This window comes from Streptomyces sparsogenes (genome assembly GCF_001704635.1).
GTDB classification, from domain to species: Bacteria; Actinomycetota; Actinomycetes; order Streptomycetales; family Streptomycetaceae; genus Streptomyces; species Streptomyces sparsogenes.
Map to the genome: position 1 here is coordinate 25,312 of NZ_MAXF01000013.1, position 15,922 is coordinate 41,233.

Annotated in this window: 15 protein-coding genes and 1 pseudogene; 11 read left to right on the forward strand and 5 right to left on the reverse strand. The window is 69.8% G+C overall.

Going from position 1 to position 15,922, the window contains the following annotated elements; all coding sequences use genetic code 11:
• Positions 1 to 13: 13 nt before the first annotated feature.
• Positions 14 to 664 carry a GNAT family N-acetyltransferase gene (locus BBH68_RS01110; RefSeq protein ID WP_065958255.1) on the reverse strand — a complete coding sequence of 217 codons (651 nt, stop codon included), beginning with the start codon at positions 662 to 664 and terminating at the stop codon, positions 14 to 16.
• Between the two features lie 173 nt (positions 665 to 837).
• On the opposite strand from BBH68_RS01110, the gene BBH68_RS01115 reads away from it, so the two are divergent.
• From BBH68_RS01115 to BBH68_RS01125, 3 genes are read left to right on the forward strand one after another with little or no spacing between them, the layout of a single operon-like run.
• Complete coding sequence (locus BBH68_RS01115; RefSeq protein ID WP_065958258.1) at positions 838 to 1,503, forward strand: TetR/AcrR family transcriptional regulator; 666 nt, start codon at positions 838 to 840, stop codon at positions 1,501 to 1,503.
• A 9-nt stretch (positions 1,504 to 1,512) separates the two neighbouring features.
• On the forward strand, positions 1,513 to 2,079 hold the full coding sequence (locus BBH68_RS01120) for a cupin domain-containing protein (RefSeq protein ID WP_065958260.1): 567 nt from the start codon (positions 1,513 to 1,515) through the stop codon (positions 2,077 to 2,079).
• Positions 2,080 to 2,108: 29 nt separating this feature from the next.
• The gene (locus tag BBH68_RS01125; protein ID WP_065958261.1) at positions 2,109 to 2,444 is read left to right on the forward strand and encodes an antibiotic biosynthesis monooxygenase; all 336 of its coding nucleotides are present in this window, start codon (positions 2,109 to 2,111) and stop codon (positions 2,442 to 2,444) included.
• Positions 2,445 to 2,514: 70 nt separating this feature from the next.
• On the opposite strand, the gene BBH68_RS01130 is transcribed toward BBH68_RS01125, so the two are convergent.
• Positions 2,515 to 3,276, reverse strand: coding sequence for a class I SAM-dependent methyltransferase (locus BBH68_RS01130; protein ID WP_174588967.1), 762 nt, complete (start codon positions 3,274 to 3,276; stop codon positions 2,515 to 2,517).
• Between the two features lie 198 nt (positions 3,277 to 3,474).
• Between BBH68_RS01130 and BBH68_RS01135 the strand changes: the two genes are divergently transcribed.
• The 4 genes from BBH68_RS01135 to BBH68_RS41335 are packed head-to-tail and all read left to right on the forward strand — an operon-like array spanning position 3,475 to position 9,139.
• Positions 3,475 to 3,801 carry an SseB family protein gene (locus tag BBH68_RS01135; RefSeq protein ID WP_065958262.1) on the forward strand — a complete coding sequence of 109 codons (327 nt, stop codon included), beginning with the start codon at positions 3,475 to 3,477 and terminating at the stop codon, positions 3,799 to 3,801.
• The gene (locus tag BBH68_RS01140; RefSeq protein ID WP_065958264.1) at positions 3,788 to 4,309 is read left to right on the forward strand and encodes a hypothetical protein; all 522 of its coding nucleotides are present in this window, start codon (positions 3,788 to 3,790) and stop codon (positions 4,307 to 4,309) included. The genes BBH68_RS01135 and BBH68_RS01140 overlap by 14 nt, the downstream gene beginning before the upstream one ends.
• The gene (locus tag BBH68_RS01145) at positions 4,309 to 8,808 is read left to right on the forward strand and encodes a putative T7SS-secreted protein (protein ID WP_245737844.1); all 4,500 of its coding nucleotides are present in this window, start codon (positions 4,309 to 4,311) and stop codon (positions 8,806 to 8,808) included. Before BBH68_RS01140 ends, BBH68_RS01145 begins: the two co-directional genes overlap by 1 nt.
• Before the next feature lie 7 nt (positions 8,809 to 8,815).
• Positions 8,816 to 9,139, forward strand: a complete 324-nt coding sequence (locus tag BBH68_RS41335; protein WP_141712944.1) for a hypothetical protein — start codon at positions 8,816 to 8,818, stop codon at positions 9,137 to 9,139.
• 2 nt (positions 9,140 to 9,141) lie between these two features.
• Here the strand turns inward: BBH68_RS41335 and BBH68_RS01150 are convergent, their stop codons facing one another.
• Both BBH68_RS01150 and BBH68_RS01155 read right to left on the reverse strand, forming a co-directional pair.
• Positions 9,142 to 9,438, reverse strand: coding sequence for a hypothetical protein (locus BBH68_RS01150; RefSeq protein WP_141712945.1), 297 nt, complete (start codon positions 9,436 to 9,438; stop codon positions 9,142 to 9,144).
• 5 nt (positions 9,439 to 9,443) lie between these two features.
• Positions 9,444 to 10,028: pseudogene (locus tag BBH68_RS01155) on the reverse strand (MFS transporter); the annotation flags it as partial.
• 182 nt (positions 10,029 to 10,210) lie between these two features.
• On the opposite strand from BBH68_RS01155, the gene BBH68_RS01160 reads away from it, so the two are divergent.
• The 3 genes from BBH68_RS01160 (at position 10,211) to tyrS (ending at position 14,787) form a co-directional block, all read left to right on the forward strand.
• Entirely contained in the window at positions 10,211 to 11,740 is a 1,530-nt protein-coding gene (locus tag BBH68_RS01160; RefSeq protein WP_065958266.1) for a TldD/PmbA family protein, read from the forward strand.
• 112 nt (positions 11,741 to 11,852) lie between these two features.
• Positions 11,853 to 13,262, forward strand: coding sequence for a metallopeptidase TldD-related protein (locus BBH68_RS01165; protein WP_065958268.1), 1,410 nt, complete (start codon positions 11,853 to 11,855; stop codon positions 13,260 to 13,262).
• 106 nt (positions 13,263 to 13,368) lie between these two features.
• Positions 13,369 to 14,787, forward strand: coding sequence for a tyrosine--tRNA ligase (gene tyrS, locus BBH68_RS01170; RefSeq protein WP_065958271.1), 1,419 nt, complete (start codon positions 13,369 to 13,371; stop codon positions 14,785 to 14,787).
• Positions 14,788 to 14,889: 102 nt separating this feature from the next.
• Here tyrS and BBH68_RS01175 read toward each other — a convergent pair whose 3' ends face one another.
• Entirely contained in the window at positions 14,890 to 15,171 is a 282-nt protein-coding gene (locus BBH68_RS01175; RefSeq protein ID WP_065958273.1) for a GlsB/YeaQ/YmgE family stress response membrane protein, read from the reverse strand.
• 240 nt (positions 15,172 to 15,411) lie between these two features.
• Here BBH68_RS01175 and BBH68_RS01180 point away from each other — a divergent pair, with 240 nt between their 5' ends.
• A complete protein-coding gene (locus BBH68_RS01180; protein ID WP_065958421.1) occupies positions 15,412 to 15,801 on the forward strand; it encodes a DUF3099 domain-containing protein in 390 nt (129 codons plus the stop codon).
• The last annotated feature ends 121 nt before the right edge of the window (positions 15,802 to 15,922 follow it).

The following is a 15,922-nucleotide window of genomic DNA, read 5'->3' on the forward strand; positions in this document are numbered from 1 at the left end:
TCCTACAGAACGCTCACCCGGGCATGTCCGGCAAGGCTTCGCGGATCAGGCCGGTCAGCGGGCCGTCGGTGCGCCAGCCGAGGGACTCGTACAGCGCCCTCCCCTCGATCGTCGCGCCGAGCACCGCCGCCGAGGAGCCCGCCTCGACGGCGGCGTTGACGAGCGTGCGCATGACCAGGCTGCCGAGCCCCCTGCGGCGGTGGGCGGGAGAGGTCTCGACCTGGTCGACGACGGCGGGGCGCCCGGGGGCGGGCACGGCGATCTGCCCCCGCGCGGCGAACGCGCCGTCCTCCGTCAGGACGAGCACCCGGGTGGTGCCGCCCCGGGCCCAGGTGCGCACCCGGTAGCCACGGGGAGCCACCGCCTCGGCCGTGCGCAGCCGCGCCGACATGAGAAAGCCGTCGATGTCGAAGCGCCAGCCGGGGGCCACGCATGACGCCACCGACTCCGGCGGCAGGAAGAACTTCAGCCAGGTGCCGGGGGCGGTGGCCGTCCCGGTGAGCTTGCGTATCAGCGGCGCGTCGGCATCGGGGAGTACGTGCCGGGTCACCTGCCCGGCCAGCCCCACATCGATGGTGAACCCCCAGGGCTCCTCCACGGGTAGCGCCGCACCGCGCGACACCGCCCAGCCCTCGACCCACGAGCGCACCAGCTCCGCGTCCATCCGAAACCGCCCCCATCTCTTCTTATGTAAGAGGTCAATACCGGGAACGGATGTTACATGGGCTCACGGGATGCACTGGTGAGTGCAATTGTTGCACCGGGCCCACATCACGGGCCCACATCACGAGCCCACGCCATGCGCCACGCCATGCGCCACGGAAGGGGACTCCCGCCATGCCCGGTGCGGTACCAAGCGCGTCCGGCGGACTGCCCGACAAGCGCCGGGCGATCTCCCAAGCCGCGCGTCGGGTCTTCGGGCGCGAGGGGTACGCCCGGGCCAGCCTCGACGTGATCGCCGCCGAAGCCAATGTCGCCAAGCGCACCATCTACAACCACTACGCCGGCAAGGAGCAGCTGTTCCTCTCGGTCGCGATCGAGGGCGCCGACGCGGTCACCGAGGCCGTGCGCGTCCTGATGGAGCGGCACCTGCGGAAGATCGTGGACCTGGAGGAGGACCTGATCGCCTTCTGTCTGGACCGGGCCAAGGCGGTGACCGAGTTCCCCGACCACTTCGCGCTCGTCCGCACGATTCACGCCGAGGTGACCCGGCTGCCCGACGCCGTCCTGGAGAGGTGGACGGCCCACGGACCGCCCTCCGCCCACAAGCGGCTCGCCCCGTACCTCCAGAAGATCGCCGACCGCGGGCTGCTGGAGTTCGACGACGCGGAGAAGGCGGCGAACCGGCTGAACACGCTCACCACGAACGACGTACTGATCCGCTCCTTCTACGGAGCCGTTCCCCTGCCCGAACCGGTAGTCGAAGAAACCATCACCGAAGGCGTACAGGCGTTCCTGCGCCTCTACGCCCCGCCGTCGGCCGCCCCCCATCAACAGAACTGAGGGTTCCGCGTGTCCTTCCTCTCCCCCGACTATCCCGAGATCATCTACTCCGGCGACGAGGGCGAGACCTCCGCCACCTTCCGCCCTGCCGACACCCCGCCCGACTACACATCGCCCGGGGGAGCCACCTACCACTACCTTTCCACCCGGCTGACCACGGACGGGCTCTTCGGCCTCTACCGGAACCGCCTCGGCCCGGCGGTCGGAGGCACCAGCCCCCACTTCCACAGGACCATGTCCGAGGCGTTCTACGTCCTGTCGGGCGAGATCCACGTTTTCGACGGCGAGCGCTGGAGGGACGCGACGCGGGGTGACTACCTCTACGTCCCGCCGGGCGGCGTGCACTCGTTCGGCAACATCTCCGGCGAGCCGACGGAATTCCTGATCCTCTTCGCCCCCGGAGGAGCCCGCGAAGGCTACTTCGAAGGTCTCGAGCACCTTGGCGGGATGGCCGATCAGGAGCGGGCCGACTTCTTCCTCCGCCACGACAGCTTCTTCACCGACATGACCAAGGGCCCGGCAGCGGATTCCTGGGAGGACAGGGCCGCCCTCCGCAAGGCCTTCAAGACCCGCTGAGCGGGCCATACGACGAGAGGACCCCGAGAATGTTCGCAGTGATCTACCGGTGGCGGCTCCAACCGGGCAGGGAACAACAGTTCGTCGACGGGTGGCACCGGGTGACCGCGGCGATCCACCAGCAGTGCGGCAGCTACGGGTCGAGGCTGCACCAGGCGGACGACGGTACGTGGGTCGCCTACGCCCGCTGGCCCGACGCGGCGACCCGCGACCGATCCGGGACAGTCGACCCCGAGGGCCTGGCCATGATGCGGGAGGCGGTCGAGGAGCGCTTTCCGGAGATCCGTATGCAGATCATCGACGACATGCTGGCGGAGCCGAACCCTGAGCCGGACGCCGCCCTTCCATCCCCCGGCAGCAGCTGAACGCCTGACCGCGCCCGCCCCCTCGCCCCGGCAGCATGAGCGCGCCGCCCCACCCCGCTGCCCCACAGCATCAGGGGCGGAGTGCGACCAGGAGATCGACCACGTAGGTCTCTTCCACCTTCCCGCCGGGAAAAGTCCTGCCCAGCCGCTCACGTTCGTCGACGACGAACGCGCGACGGTCGGTCTCTTCAAGGACGAGGAACGCCGAGCGGCTGCCGATGTTGGCCAGATGCGTATCCAGGGAGACGGTGCGGCTCCACCGCACTTGACGGCGCGCAACCCGGAGACCCGTCAGGCCGGCCAGCCGGATCGCGTCGCCGTCCGAAGGACGCACCGCGGACCTCGGCTTCGCCCCGCAGTGGTGCGCGATGCGCTCGTGCTGCTCGCGGATCCACGGTACGTCGAAGGCCGTGGTGTTCCACCAGATCGCCAGGGCACCGTCCGCTCGCAGCACACGCAACGCCTCCGGAACGGACCGGCCGGGGTCGGTCCACTGCCAGGACTGCGCATACGTGATGAGATCGCAGGAAGCCCCGGCCAGCGGCAGAGCGTTGCCATCACCCCGCACGATCGGCACGCCCGGGAGCGCCTGGTGAAACACACCGGCCATGGCCTCCCCCGGCTCGACGGCGATCACATCGGCCCCCCGCTCCCGCAGCAGGACGGTGGCGATGCCGGTCCCCGCACCGACGTCGGCGACCCGAGCACCCGCCAACCGACAGCCTGCGAACTCCTCGATGTGGTCGAAGAGTTCGGCTGGGTACGAGGGCCGGTTCGCCGCGTACTGCTCAGCGGCTGCATCGAACGACTGGGCGCGTGAGCTGGCGGTCATACCCTCATCATCGCCTGTCATGGGCTCGTCGAGCCGACGGTCAGCGCTCGGCTGCGAAGCGCGGCGCGTCGGTTACTCGTGGTGTCGGTCGCCTGTGTGAAGATAGCCCTCATGTTTGGGGGAGGGAACGGCCGACCGCCTGGTCAGGGCGGCAGTCAGAGGCTGGCGGACCTCGTACGCCAGGAAACCGCCGCGCAGATGTCGGAGCAGGAGAAGCGGGCCGCGCTGCGGAAGGCGCGGATGTACTTCCAGCGCCCGGAGAACCCGGGCTTCCTCGTCTCGGAGACCGAGGAGGCCGGCCCGCTGGTGCCCGTCTTCACCTCGCTGGAAGGGCTGGCGCGCTTCGCGGGGGCGTGCGGGTGGGCGTCCACGACGGTCGAGGACCTGGTGGAGCTGCTGCCGGAGGGCGTGCGGGCGTTGGTGGATCCGCTGGGTGAGCGTCCGTTCCTGCTCGACGCGCGGACGCTGCGCGAAGCGGACGGCCAGGAGAGCGGCACGGAGGGGACAGACGATGGCGGATCCTGACGCGAGGAACGCGAACCGCGCCCCCAGCGAGGGCGGCCCGGACGGCAAGTACGGCGGGAACGAAGGCGCCGACGGCTACAAGATCGAGATCGCTTCGGTGAAGGCGCTGATAAGCCCGCTGGAGGAGTCGGTGATCGGCGCCCGGGCGGTCAAGAACGGCCAGGAGAAGCTGACGGCCTACCTCCAGCACTGCGGCTCCCCCGAACTTCTGGAGTCGGGCAAGGGGTTCGTCAAGGCATGGGGCTTCGGCATGGGGGAGCTGGCGGACCACGCGGATGTGGTGGTGGAGCGGCTGTACGAGGCGGTGGCCGGGTACATGCTGGCGGATCTGATGCGGGTCAAGGACTTCTGGCCCTCCGACGAGAACATGGCCAAGCTCCCCTCGGGCGCGGCGGGCCGGTGGTCTTGGGAGCACGTGGGGGCGCCTGAGATGGAGAAGCGTCCGGAGGAATCCGGGTTGGCGAAGTTCACGCGTAAAGCGCTGGCTGAATACGAGGACGAGTCCTGATGGCGGACCCTGACGCGGGGCGGGCCCCGCAGATACGCATACCGGCGGGCGCCAAGCCGAAGGACCTGATCCCCGGCAACCCGGATGACGTCGACGACCTGGTGGTGGAGTTACGCGCGTACGCGGGCGCGTTCCAGGACGGCAAGGACAAGCTGAGGCCGCTGGACCTGGCGGATTGGCAGGGCAAGGGAGCAGGCGAATTCCGGAAGGCCGTCGACCGGCTGCCGAAGGAGCTGGCCTCGGGTCACGACCAGTTCACGCATGCGGCGAACGCGCTGGCCGCGTACGCCACCAAGCTGCGCTCGGTGCAGAAGCGCTGTGAGCCGATCATCGAGGACGCGGACGCGGCGCGCTCGGCGTCCAAGGCGCACAACAAGAAGGTCGAGGCGTACAACGACGCGGTGACGCGTGGCGACGATCAGTTGCCGGAAAAGCCCTCGGAGACCGATCCGGGCATCGCCGCGATGGAGAACTGTGTCGGGCGGCTGGACAAGCTGATCGAGGAGCTGCGGCTGGTCGCCGAAGCGTCGAAGAAGAAGGTCGACAAGGCGGCGGAGAAGGCCCCGGACAAGCCGAGCAACTGGCAGAAGCTCGGAAGCAGCCTCAAGGACGGCCTGTGGAAGGCCCATTACGGCATCCTCGGACTGGCCGAGCTGCCCGCCTCACTCATTGACGACGGCCCGGAAGGGTTCGCGATGCAGCTGGCCGGCATCGTGGACGGCGCGGCGTACGCGGCCCAGCACCCGAAGGAGTTCGCGAAGGCGGTCACCAACTGGGACATGTGGTCCAAGGACCCGCTGCGCGCGGCAGGCGAGATCACCCCGTCGCTGCTGCTCGCCCTGGCCACGGGCGGCGCGAGCGTGCTGCGCAAGGAGCTGAAGACGGGCAGCACCGCGGCCGAGCGGCTGGCCGCCCGCAAGAAGGCGCTGGGTCGGGACGGCGAGGCGCAGGAGCGAGCGGACAGCAAGGGCACGCACGACCAGCACGAAGACGAAAAGAACTGCGAGGACGACCCGGTCGATGTCGCGACCGGCGAGATGCTCATGTCCGCCACGGACGTCTCCCTCCCCGGGGCGCTGCCGCTGGTCCTCGAGCGCACCTTCGTCTCCGGCCACACCTGCGGCGGCTGGTTCGGCCGCACCTGGTCCGCCAGCCTTGACCAGCGGTTGGAGCTGGACGCCGACGGGATCGTGTTCGTCTCGACCGAGGGCATGGTGCTGCGCTACGGGGTCCCTCGCCCCGAAGAGGACACGTTCCCGGTGCGGGGACCGCGCTGGCCGCTGCGCTGGGACGGCACGGCGGGCGGCACGATGCGGATCGAGATCCCCGAGCAGGGCCGCACCCTCCACTTCACGCCGCTGGACGCCGACGGGAACGAACTCCCCCTCCAGATGATCGAGGACCGCAACGGCCGGTCCATCACCTTCGTCTACGACGCCGAGGGCACCCCGCTCGAGGTGGTCCACTCCGGCGGCTACCGCATCGCCATCGAGACCGACCCGGAGCTGCTGCGCATCACCGCGCTGCGCCTGCTGGGCGTCGGCGACAGCGAAACGGGCACCACGCTGGTCTCCTTCGGCTACAACGACGCGGGCGACCTCACCGAGGTCTTCAACTCGGCCGACGAGCCGCTGCGGTTCACCTACGACGACCAGCACCGCATCACGTCCTGGACCGACCGCAACGGCACCAGCTTCGGGTACGTCTACGACCACCGGGGCCGCGTGCTGCGCACCATCGGCTCGGACAACATGATGACCGGCCGCTTCCACTACGACGAGGCGTCCCGCACCACGGTCTACACCAACTCGCTCGGCCACCGCATCACCTACGTCTTCGACGACGCGTACCGGGCAGTGGCCCGCACCGACGCCCTGGGCCACACCACCCGCACCGAATGGGACCCGCAGACAGGACGCCTGCCGCTGTCGGTGACCGACCCGCTGGGCCACACCACCCGCTACGCCTACGACGACTCCCACAACCTCATACGCGTCGAACGCCCGGACGGCACGGCGGCCACAGCCGTGTACAACGAGTACGGCCAGCCGCTGGAAGTCCGCGAGCCCGATGGCGCTGTGTGGCGCCACGCGTACGACGACCGGGGCAACCGCATCCAGGCCACGGACCCGACGGGCGCCACCACCCACTACACGTACGACGACTCCGGCAACCTCACCTCGGTCACCGACCCGCTCGGCCACACCACTCACGTCGTGTGCAACGAGGCGGGCCTGCCGGTCGAGGTCACCGACGCCCTGGGCCACACGACCACCGTCCGCCGGGGCACCCACGGCCGCATCACCCGTATCACTGACCCCTTGGGCCATGTCACCCGCCAGGGCTGGACCATCGAGGGCAAGCCCTCCTGGCGCGTCCGCCCCGACGGCTCCCGCGAGACGTGGACCTGGGACGCCGAGGGCAACCTGGTCGAACACACCGACCCGGCCGGCAACACCACCCGCCACACCCACACCCACTTCGACCTGCCCGCGACCCGGACGGAGCCGGACGGGGCGACGTACGCCTTCGCGTACGACACCGAACTGCGTCTGACAACAGTCACGAACCCGCAGGGCCTGACCTGGACGTACACCTATGACGGCGCAGGTCGCCTCACCTCCGAAAAGGACTTCAACGGCCGCACCCTCACCTACACGCACGACGAGGCGGGCCGCCTGACCTCGCGCACCAACGGCGCAGGCGAAACGCTCACCTACACGCGCGACGCGCTCGGCCGCACGGTCGCGTGCCGCACGGCGGACGGCACGGAGACGACGTTCGCGTACGACGCCTCCGGCCGCCTGACAGGGGCGACGAACCCGGACACGGACCTGCGCCGCACGTATGACGCGCGAGGCGGGGTCCTGACCGAGACGGTCAACGACAAGACCACCGCCTACGCCTACGACCAGGCGAGCAACCGCACCGAACGCATCACCCCGAGCGGCCTGCGCTCGGCGTGGACCTACGACGCGACCGGCCGCCCCACCGCCCTCACCACGGCGGACAACTCCCTCCACTTCGCCTACGACGCGGCGGGCCGCGAGACGTCGCGCACCTTCGGGGACGACGTTTCGCTCGCCCAGACCTGGGACTCCCTGGACCGCCTGACCACCCAGGCCCTCACCCACGGCAACGCTTCCGCGCTGCTCCAACACCGCGCCTACGCCTACCGCCCGGACGATCACCTCACCGAGATCCGCGAACTGACCTCCGGCACCCGCCGCTTCGACCTCGACCCGGTCGGCCGCGTAACGGCAGTCCACGCCCACGGCTGGACGGAGACCTACGCCTACGACAGCGCGGGCAACCTCACCCACGCCACCGCCCCCGACCATTCCTCGCCCGGCGATCGCCAGTTCACCGGCACGATCCTCCACCGCGCCGGCCGCACCACCTACGAACACGACGCCCAGGGCCGCCTGGTCCGCCGTACCCGCAAGCTGCTGAACGGCCAGATCCGCACCTGGACCTACACCTGGAACGCGGAAGACCGCCTCACCGACGCCACGACCCCCGACGGGGAACGCTGGCACTACACGTACGACCCGCTGGGCCGCCGCACCGCGAAACAGCGACTCGCCGAGGACGGCACGGTCGCCGACCAGATCCTCTTCGCCTGGGACGGCACCCGCCTGGCGGAACAAACCACGTCCGGCGGCTCGGTGACAACCTGGGACTACGCCCCGGGGACCCACCGCCCCATATCCCAGACCGAGCGTCATGCTCCACAGGAGCAGGTGGAGGAGACATCATCCATCCTCCGCCTGACTGATACGACACCCCAATCGGAATACGACGCCCGCTTCCACGCCATCATCACCGACCTCGTCGGCACCCCCACCGAACTGGTCACCCCCGACGGCACCCTCGCCTGGCAACACCGCACCACCCTCTGGGGCACCCCACTCCCCACCCCGCCTGGCACCGTCGACTGCCCCCTCCGCTACCCCGGCCAATACGCCGACCCCGAAACCGGCCTCCACTACAACTACTTCCGCCACTACGACCCCGAAACCGCCCATTACGTCTCGCCCGATCCGCTCGGCCTCGAACCCGCGCCCAATCACCATGCTTATGTCAGGAATCCCTTCGCCTGGCTCGACCCGCTAGGGCTACAGCATTGCAAGATCGACTCGACCGCCGTTAAACAGCTCGAAGAGGAAGGGGTCAAGTTCACTCCGGACAAGCTTGTAGCCGCACAACGCGACCAGAGCGGGAAGATCATATTTCTCGAAGAAGGGAACAGCAAAGCAGGACTACAGCATATCCTTGAGGAACACGGCAGCCAGTTCGAAGAAAAAGGAATCTCTCGCAGCGAGATACCCAACCTCGTCATGGCCGCAGCTACACGTGGCGAGATAGTGGGATATCAAGGAAAGGGGACAGGAAGGCCGATTTATGAAGTGCAGTTCCAGGGCGAGACGCGACGGGTGGCGGTCACCGTGGGAAGCAACGGGTTCATAGTCGGAGCAAACCTGAAGAGCGTGGGATAATGACGTCATGAAACGCACCGTGCGCCTTGCCGCAGATTATGAATGCTACCCCGTGTGGGTGATAACGGAACAGGAAGTGGATAATGTGGCACCTGACTCACTTCCCCTCACGATGCAGCTCGTTGAGGACTTGGATCGTTGGGGCGATGAGTATGAGACGACATATAACAGGGACGATCCCGTAGCCTCTGGATTCCCTTCCGAAGGGGCAGAGCAGAGCTTCGCCGAGCGGGGACTTAGACTGGCTCGCCGCCTACGCGACGAGCTCGACGAAACATGGTGCGTCTCTTACTTCGATCCATCAACAGCCTCAGACGTTGAGATTGAGTGACCTCAGGCGCGATGGCTGTGGATTGATTCTTTCGCTGTCGGAGCCAGCTCAGCGCACAGCCGACGCATCCTGAGGGGCAGAGACATGACATGAATGAACGGGATATCCAAACACTCCTTGATCTGCTCGACCTGAACGGACATGTCGACGATCTGGCCTACGCCGGAAAGTTGGCGACTCGTGGCCAGAGCGACGAAGCCGTCTACCTCCACCCGGATGGCGCAATCCGGGTTCTCGACAAGTTTATCGCGGGTGACATCTCGGCTCGCGAACTTACTCAGTGGGCGGAGGTTGTGCATTCTCTGGACGCGAAGATGGCCGCCGACCACACCGGAGACGCGTGCAACTGGGTCACCAGGACCAGGGGGAGCGCGATTTCCGGGACGTTAAGGCAGAAGACGTAGATCACGTTGGCGGCCAGCAGCACGCGCATCCGGGGCGCGGGCCCCTCGGCTCCGTCGACCCCATCGACCCTGTCGGCCCCGTCCTCGGCCGAGGCAGCGGTCGGACGCGCGTGGAGGTGGACCGAACAGGCCAAGGCGGCCGCGGCGAGATAGGCGAGGCCGGTGGCGGCTGCCAGGGACCGCAAGGCGGTGGTGCCGCCCGCCAGGCAGGCGGTGGCGAGGAGCGCGCCGATGCCCAGGGCGGCGTTGCGCAGGGCGCGGCCTGCCGCGAGGGCGGCGTCGCGTTCGCGGCCGTGGGCGACCGTGGCCACGAGGGCCGCGTGGGCGGCCGGCCATGCCTGGTTGCCGATGCCGAGGAAGAGCGCCGCCGTCGCGAACGGCCAGACGTGGCCCGCAGGGGTGGCCAGCAGCAGGGCCACGCCCACCACCGGTACCAGCATCGACGCCGCCACGACCGTGCTGCGTGCGCCCCGGTCCAACGGCCGGTACGGCCCTCGCTACGGCCGCCCGCTGTCCCCCGGCTCGGCCCCGGGCCCCCGGCCCCGCCCCCGGGCTCGGCGGGAAATAGCCGCACCTGGGCCGTAGCGGCATGGTTCACTTCCGACGGACACATATCGACCGGACGCACCGGACACAGAGGGAACCACCGACCGAAGGGGAGTCGCCCGTGCCGCATGAGATCGATCCGTCTTTCCTCGCACTGCCGCTGCGCGCCCTCGCCGACGCGGCGCTCGCGCGCGCCCGTGCGCTGGGGGCCGAGCATGCCGACTTCAGGCTCGAGCGGGTGCGCAGCGCCGCGTGGCGGTTGCGGGATGGCAAGCCGGCGGGGTCGTCGGACACCACCGACCTGGGGTACGCGGTGCGGGTGGTGCACGGCGGGAGTTGGGGGTTCGCGTCGGGGGTGGACCTGACGATGGACGCGGCGGCGCGGGTGGCCTCGCAGGCGGTGGCGATGGCGAAGCTGTCCGCGCAGGTGATCCAGGCCTCGGGGTCGGACGAGCGCGTGGAGCTGGCCGCGGAGCCGGTGCACGCGGACCGGACCTGGGTCTCGTCGTACGAGATCAACCCCTTCGATGTGCCGGACGCGGACAAGACGGGGCTGCTCACGGACTGGAGTGAGCGGCTGCTGGCGGCCGACGGCGTGGCGCACGCGGACGCGTCGCTGCTGACGGTGCAGGAGAACAAGTTCTACGCGGACACGGCGGGCACCACGACCACCCAGCAGCGGGTCCGGCTGCATCCGCAGCTCACCGCGGTGGCGGTGGATCCGGACAGCGGTGAGTTCGAGTCGATGCGCACCCTGGCGCCGCCGGTGGGGCGCGGGTGGGAGTACCTGGCCGGGGCGGGGGGCTGGGACTGGGACGCGGAGCTGGCCGAGATCCCGGAGCTGCTGGCGGAGAAGATGCGCGCGCCGTCGGTCGAGGCGGGGGCGTACGACCTGGTGATCGATCCGTCGAACCTGTGGCTGACGATTCACGAATCGATCGGGCACGCGACCGAGCTGGACCGGGCGCTGGGCTACGAGGCGGCGTACGCGGGCACCTCGTTCGCCACCTTCGACCAGCTCGGCAAGTTGAAGTACGGCTCCGAGATCATGAACGTCACCGGTGACCGCACCGCCGAGCACGGGCTGGCCACGATCGGGTACGACGACGAGGGGGTGGCCGCGCAGTCCTGGGACCTGGTGCGCGACGGCACGCTGGTCGGCTACCAGCTGGACCGCAGGATCGCCAGGCTGACCGGGTTCGAGCGGTCCAACGGGTGCGCCTTCGCCGACTCCCCCGGCCATGTGCCGGTCCAGCGGATGGCGAACGTGTCGCTGCGGCCGGCGCCGGACGGGCCCTCGACCGAGGAGCTGATCGGCGGGGTCGAGCGGGGGCTGTATCTCGTGGGCGACCGCTCCTGGTCGATCGACATGCAGCGCTACAACTTCCAGTTCACCGCGCAGCGGGCGTTCCGGATCGAGAACGGGCGGCTGGCGGGCCAGGTGCGGGACTTCGCGTACCAGGCCACCACCACCGACTTCTGGGGTTCGATGAGCGCGGTCGGCGGCCCGCAGACGTATGTCCTGGGCGGGGCGTTCAACTGCGGCAAGGCCCAGCCGGGCCAGATCGCCGCGGTCTCGCACGGCTGCCCGTCCGCCCTGTTCCGGAACATCAACATTCTGAACACCACGCAGGAGGCGGGTAGCTCGTGAGCGACGCACGCGCGGCCGCCGGGTCGCTGCCGACGACGATTCCCGCGCCTCTGCGCCGCGCGGGCGACCGTGACATCAGCCGCTACCGCGGCGGGGCGAACAAGGGAGAAGGATGAGCGGCGTGAACAAGCCTCACGAGATCGTCGAGCGGGCCCTGGAGCTGTCCCGGGCGGACGGCTGTGTGGTGATCGCCAACGAGACCTCCACCGCCAATCTGCGCTGGGCGGGCAACGCCCTGACGACCAACGGGGTGACCCGCGGCCGGACGCTCACGGTCGTGGCCACGGTGGACGGCGGCCGGGGCACCGCCTCCGGCGTGGTGTCGCGGTCGGCGGTCACCGCGGAGGACCTGGAGCCGCTGGTGCGAGCCGCCGAGGCGGCGGCGCGGGAGGCGGGGCCGGCGGAGGACGCCCAGCCGCTGGTGGAGGCCGGCGGCGGGGCGGCGGCCTCGGCGGGGTTCACCGACGCGCCGGACGAGACGTCCTCGGAGGTGTTCGCGGCCTTCGCGCCCGCTCTCGGCGAGTCCTTCGCGCAGGCCCGCGCGGGCGGGCGGGAGCTGTACGGGTTCGCCAACCACGAGGTGGTGACCAGCTATCTGGGCACCTCCACGGGGCTGCGGCTGCGCCACGACCAGCCGACCGGCAGCCTGGAGATCAACGCCAAGTCCCCGGACCGCACCCGCTCGGCCTGGGCGGGGCAGGCGACGCGCGACTTCACGGACGTGGACCCGGCCGCGATCGACGCCGAGCTGGCCCGGCGGCTGGTGTGGGCGCAGCGGAAGGTGGAGCTGCCGGCCGGGCGGTACGAGACGCTGCTGCCCCCGACGGCGGTCGCGGATCTGCTGATCTACCAGTTCTGGTCCTCGGCGGCGCGGGACGCGGCGGAGGGCCGCACGGTCTTCTCCAAGCCGGGCGGTGGCACGCGCGTCGGGGAAAAACTGACGGAGCTGCCGCTGACGCTGCGCAGCGACCCGGCGGAGCCGGGTCTGGAGGCGGCTCCGTTCGTGATCGCGCACTCGTCGGGGGACGACGCGTCGGTGTTCGACAACGGGCTGCCGCTGACCGCCACCGACTGGATCCGGGACGGGGTGCTGAACCAGCTGATCACCACGCGCCACACGGCGGGTCTGACGGATCTGCCGGTGGCCCCGGGGGTCGACAATCTGATCCTGGAGGGCGGCGGGCCGCGCTCGCTGGAGGAGATGGTGGCGGCGACGGAGGGCGGCGGGCCCTGTCTGCTGCTGACCTGCCTGTGGTACATCCGCGAGGTCGATCCGGCGACGCTGCTGCTCACCGGGCTGACCCGGGACGGGGTCTATCTGGTGGAGGGCGGTGAGGTCGTCGGCGAGGTGAACAACTTCCGGTTCAACGAGTCGCCGGTGAGCCTGCTGTCCCGGGCCACCGAGGCGGGCCGTACGGAGCGGACGCTGCCGCGCGAGTGGGGCGACTGGTTCACCCGGGCCGCGATGCCCGCGCTGCGGATCCCGGACTTCAACATGAGCTCCGTCAGCAAGGGCGTCTGAACGGGGCGAATAGACTGGTCCACGCCCATCCGTCACCGTCGATTCCCGACCACCACCAGTCCCGACCACCACCAGTCCCGACCACCACCAGGAAACCAGGAACGCCATGACACGCCTCGGCGAATCCGTCGCCCGCGCCAGCGCACTGCTCACCGCAGACCTCTCCTCCGACACGACCGTGGAGAAGCTGCTCGAGGAGACGGGCTCCCGGCGCTATCTGGACCTGACGGACCTGTCGGCGAAGGAGCAGGCCGAGCTGATCGCGGCGCGTACGGTCGAGGTCCTGCCGGGCGTGGACCAGCTGGCCGAGCGGATCGAGGAGTGCCGGACGGCGGGCCGGGGCCTGCGCATCAAGCTGGGCATCGACCCGACGGCCGCCGATGTGCACCTCGGCCACACCGTGCCGATGATCGTCCTCAGCCGCTTCCAGCGGATGGGGCACGACGTCACCCTGCTCATCGGCGACTTCACCGCGAAGATCGGCGACCCCAGCGGGCGTACGGCGGAGCGGCCGCCGCTCACCGACGAGGACATCGCCGCGAATCTGGCGGGCTACCAGGACCAGGTCCGGCCGTTCTTCGACTTCGAGAAGGTCAGCTTCCGGCGCAACAGCGAGTGGCTGGCGCCGTACACCTTCCCGGAGCTGCTGGGGCTGCTCGCCCAGGTCCCGGCCTCGCATCTGCTACAGCGCGAGGACTTCCGCAAGCGGCTGGCCGAGGGCCACGGCCTGACCATGTCGGAGCTGCTCTACCCGGTCGCCCAGGGGCTGGACTCGGTCGCGCTGGAGTGCGACGTGGAGCTGGGCGGCGCGGACCAGCTGCTGAATCTGCAGATGGGCCGCAAGCTGATGGAGCTGCGCGGGCAGCGGCCGCAGCTGGTCGTCACCATGCCGCTGATCGAGGGCACGGACGGCACCGGCGCCAAGATGTCCAAGTCCAAGGGCAACTACATTCCGCTGTCCGCGCCGGCGGATGACGTCTTCGGCAAGATCATGTCGATCCCGGACCGGCTGATGGCCCCGTATCTGCGGGCCTGGACGGAGTGGACCGACAGCGAGATCGACGTGGTCAAGGCGCGCCTGGAGGACCGGTCGCTGCACCCGATGGACCTGAAGAAGGTCCTGGCGGGCGAGGTGGTGACGGCCCTGTACGGCGTGGCGGCGGCGATGGCGGCGCGCGCGGGGTTCGTGGCGCAGTTCTCGAAGAAGTCCTTCACGGACGTCGAGACGCTGCCGGAGGTCGATGTGGCGGAGCACGGCGGCGAGTCGGTCGCGGCCGTGCTGAGCAAGGTGCTGGAGTTCCAGCCGAGCGCCTCGGCGGCCCGTCGGGTGGCCAAGCAGAACGGTCTGCGCCTGGTCGTCGAGACCGAGGGCGGGCAGGAGTCGGCGGTGCTCACCGAGGCGCAGGCGGTGCGGCCGCTGGCCGAGGTGGTGGCGGAGGCCCTGGCGGGTGCCGGGCTCGCGGCCGACTCGGGGAGTGTGTACCTCAAGGCGGGGCGGAAGATCGCCCGGCTGCGGGGGCTGTAGCCGGTCAGGCCGCCCCCGAGGCCGAGGCAGGAGCCTGAGCCCGAGGCCGGAGCCTGAGCCCGACCGGGCGTCCACCCGGTCGGGCTCAGGCTCGGGCTCGGCTCAGGCCCGTTCCCTGCGCCGTCCGCCGCGGATCGAGGCGTACAGGGGCGTGCCCAGCGCGACGATGACCACCGCTCCGGCCACCTGGAGCAGATGGCGCCACCAGTCGATGCCCGAGGTGTGCCGGACCCCCACCCAGCTCGCCACCGCGTTGCCCACGATGGCGCCGAGGATTCCGAAGATCGTCGTCAGCCAGAGCGGGATGGGCTGTCTGCCCGGCAGGATGGCCCTGGCGAGCACACCGAGGATCAGACCTACGATGATCGCCCACAGCCAGTTCATGATCGCCTCCCGACGCGCCGCGCGGCGGGCGCAGGCCCCGCGCGGCGCGCGTGTTCGTATGGGTTCAGTTTTCGGGCGGGCGTGATGCGACGCACGCCGTAGTCGGCCGTAGGCGGTACGGCGTAGCGACGTCACCACCCTCCAGGGTGCCCCACTCGCGTACCCCCAGGACTTCGGGCGTAACGTGGGGTACGTCCGGAAGCGGGGAGTTCCGGCGTGGCGATCGGGTGGTGGAACGTGATGCGGAAGCACAGTGAAACCGAGGTCTTCCGGATCACCGGGGCCCGGCAGGGGCTGGCCGACGATGTGCGCGGCCGGCAGCGGCGGTACATCATCTCCATGTCGATCCGGACCGTGTCCGTGATTCTGGCCGCGGTGCTGTGGAACGTGGAGCGGCATGTGGCCGTGGTGGCCCTGGTGCTGGGTGCGGTGCTCCCGTACATCGCCGTGGTGATAGCGAACGCGGGCCGGGAGAACGCCCCCTCGCTCCCCTCCACCTTCATCCCCGTGCCGCACCGCCCGATGCTCATCTCGGGCCAGGAGAAGGGGGATTCGGGGGCGGCCGGGGCGGAATCGGACGCGGAAGACGCCGCGGCGTCCTCCGAGCATGGACGCGCCGAGCGCGGCTGACCTGGGCCGATTCCGTAAGCTCAGGAAAACCTCAGATCAATTGCGCGGTTCCGCTGCACTGTGCCCCATCGCTCGTGACATACTTCGTACGCGCTCCGCATCCCCCGTCGGAGCGATGGAC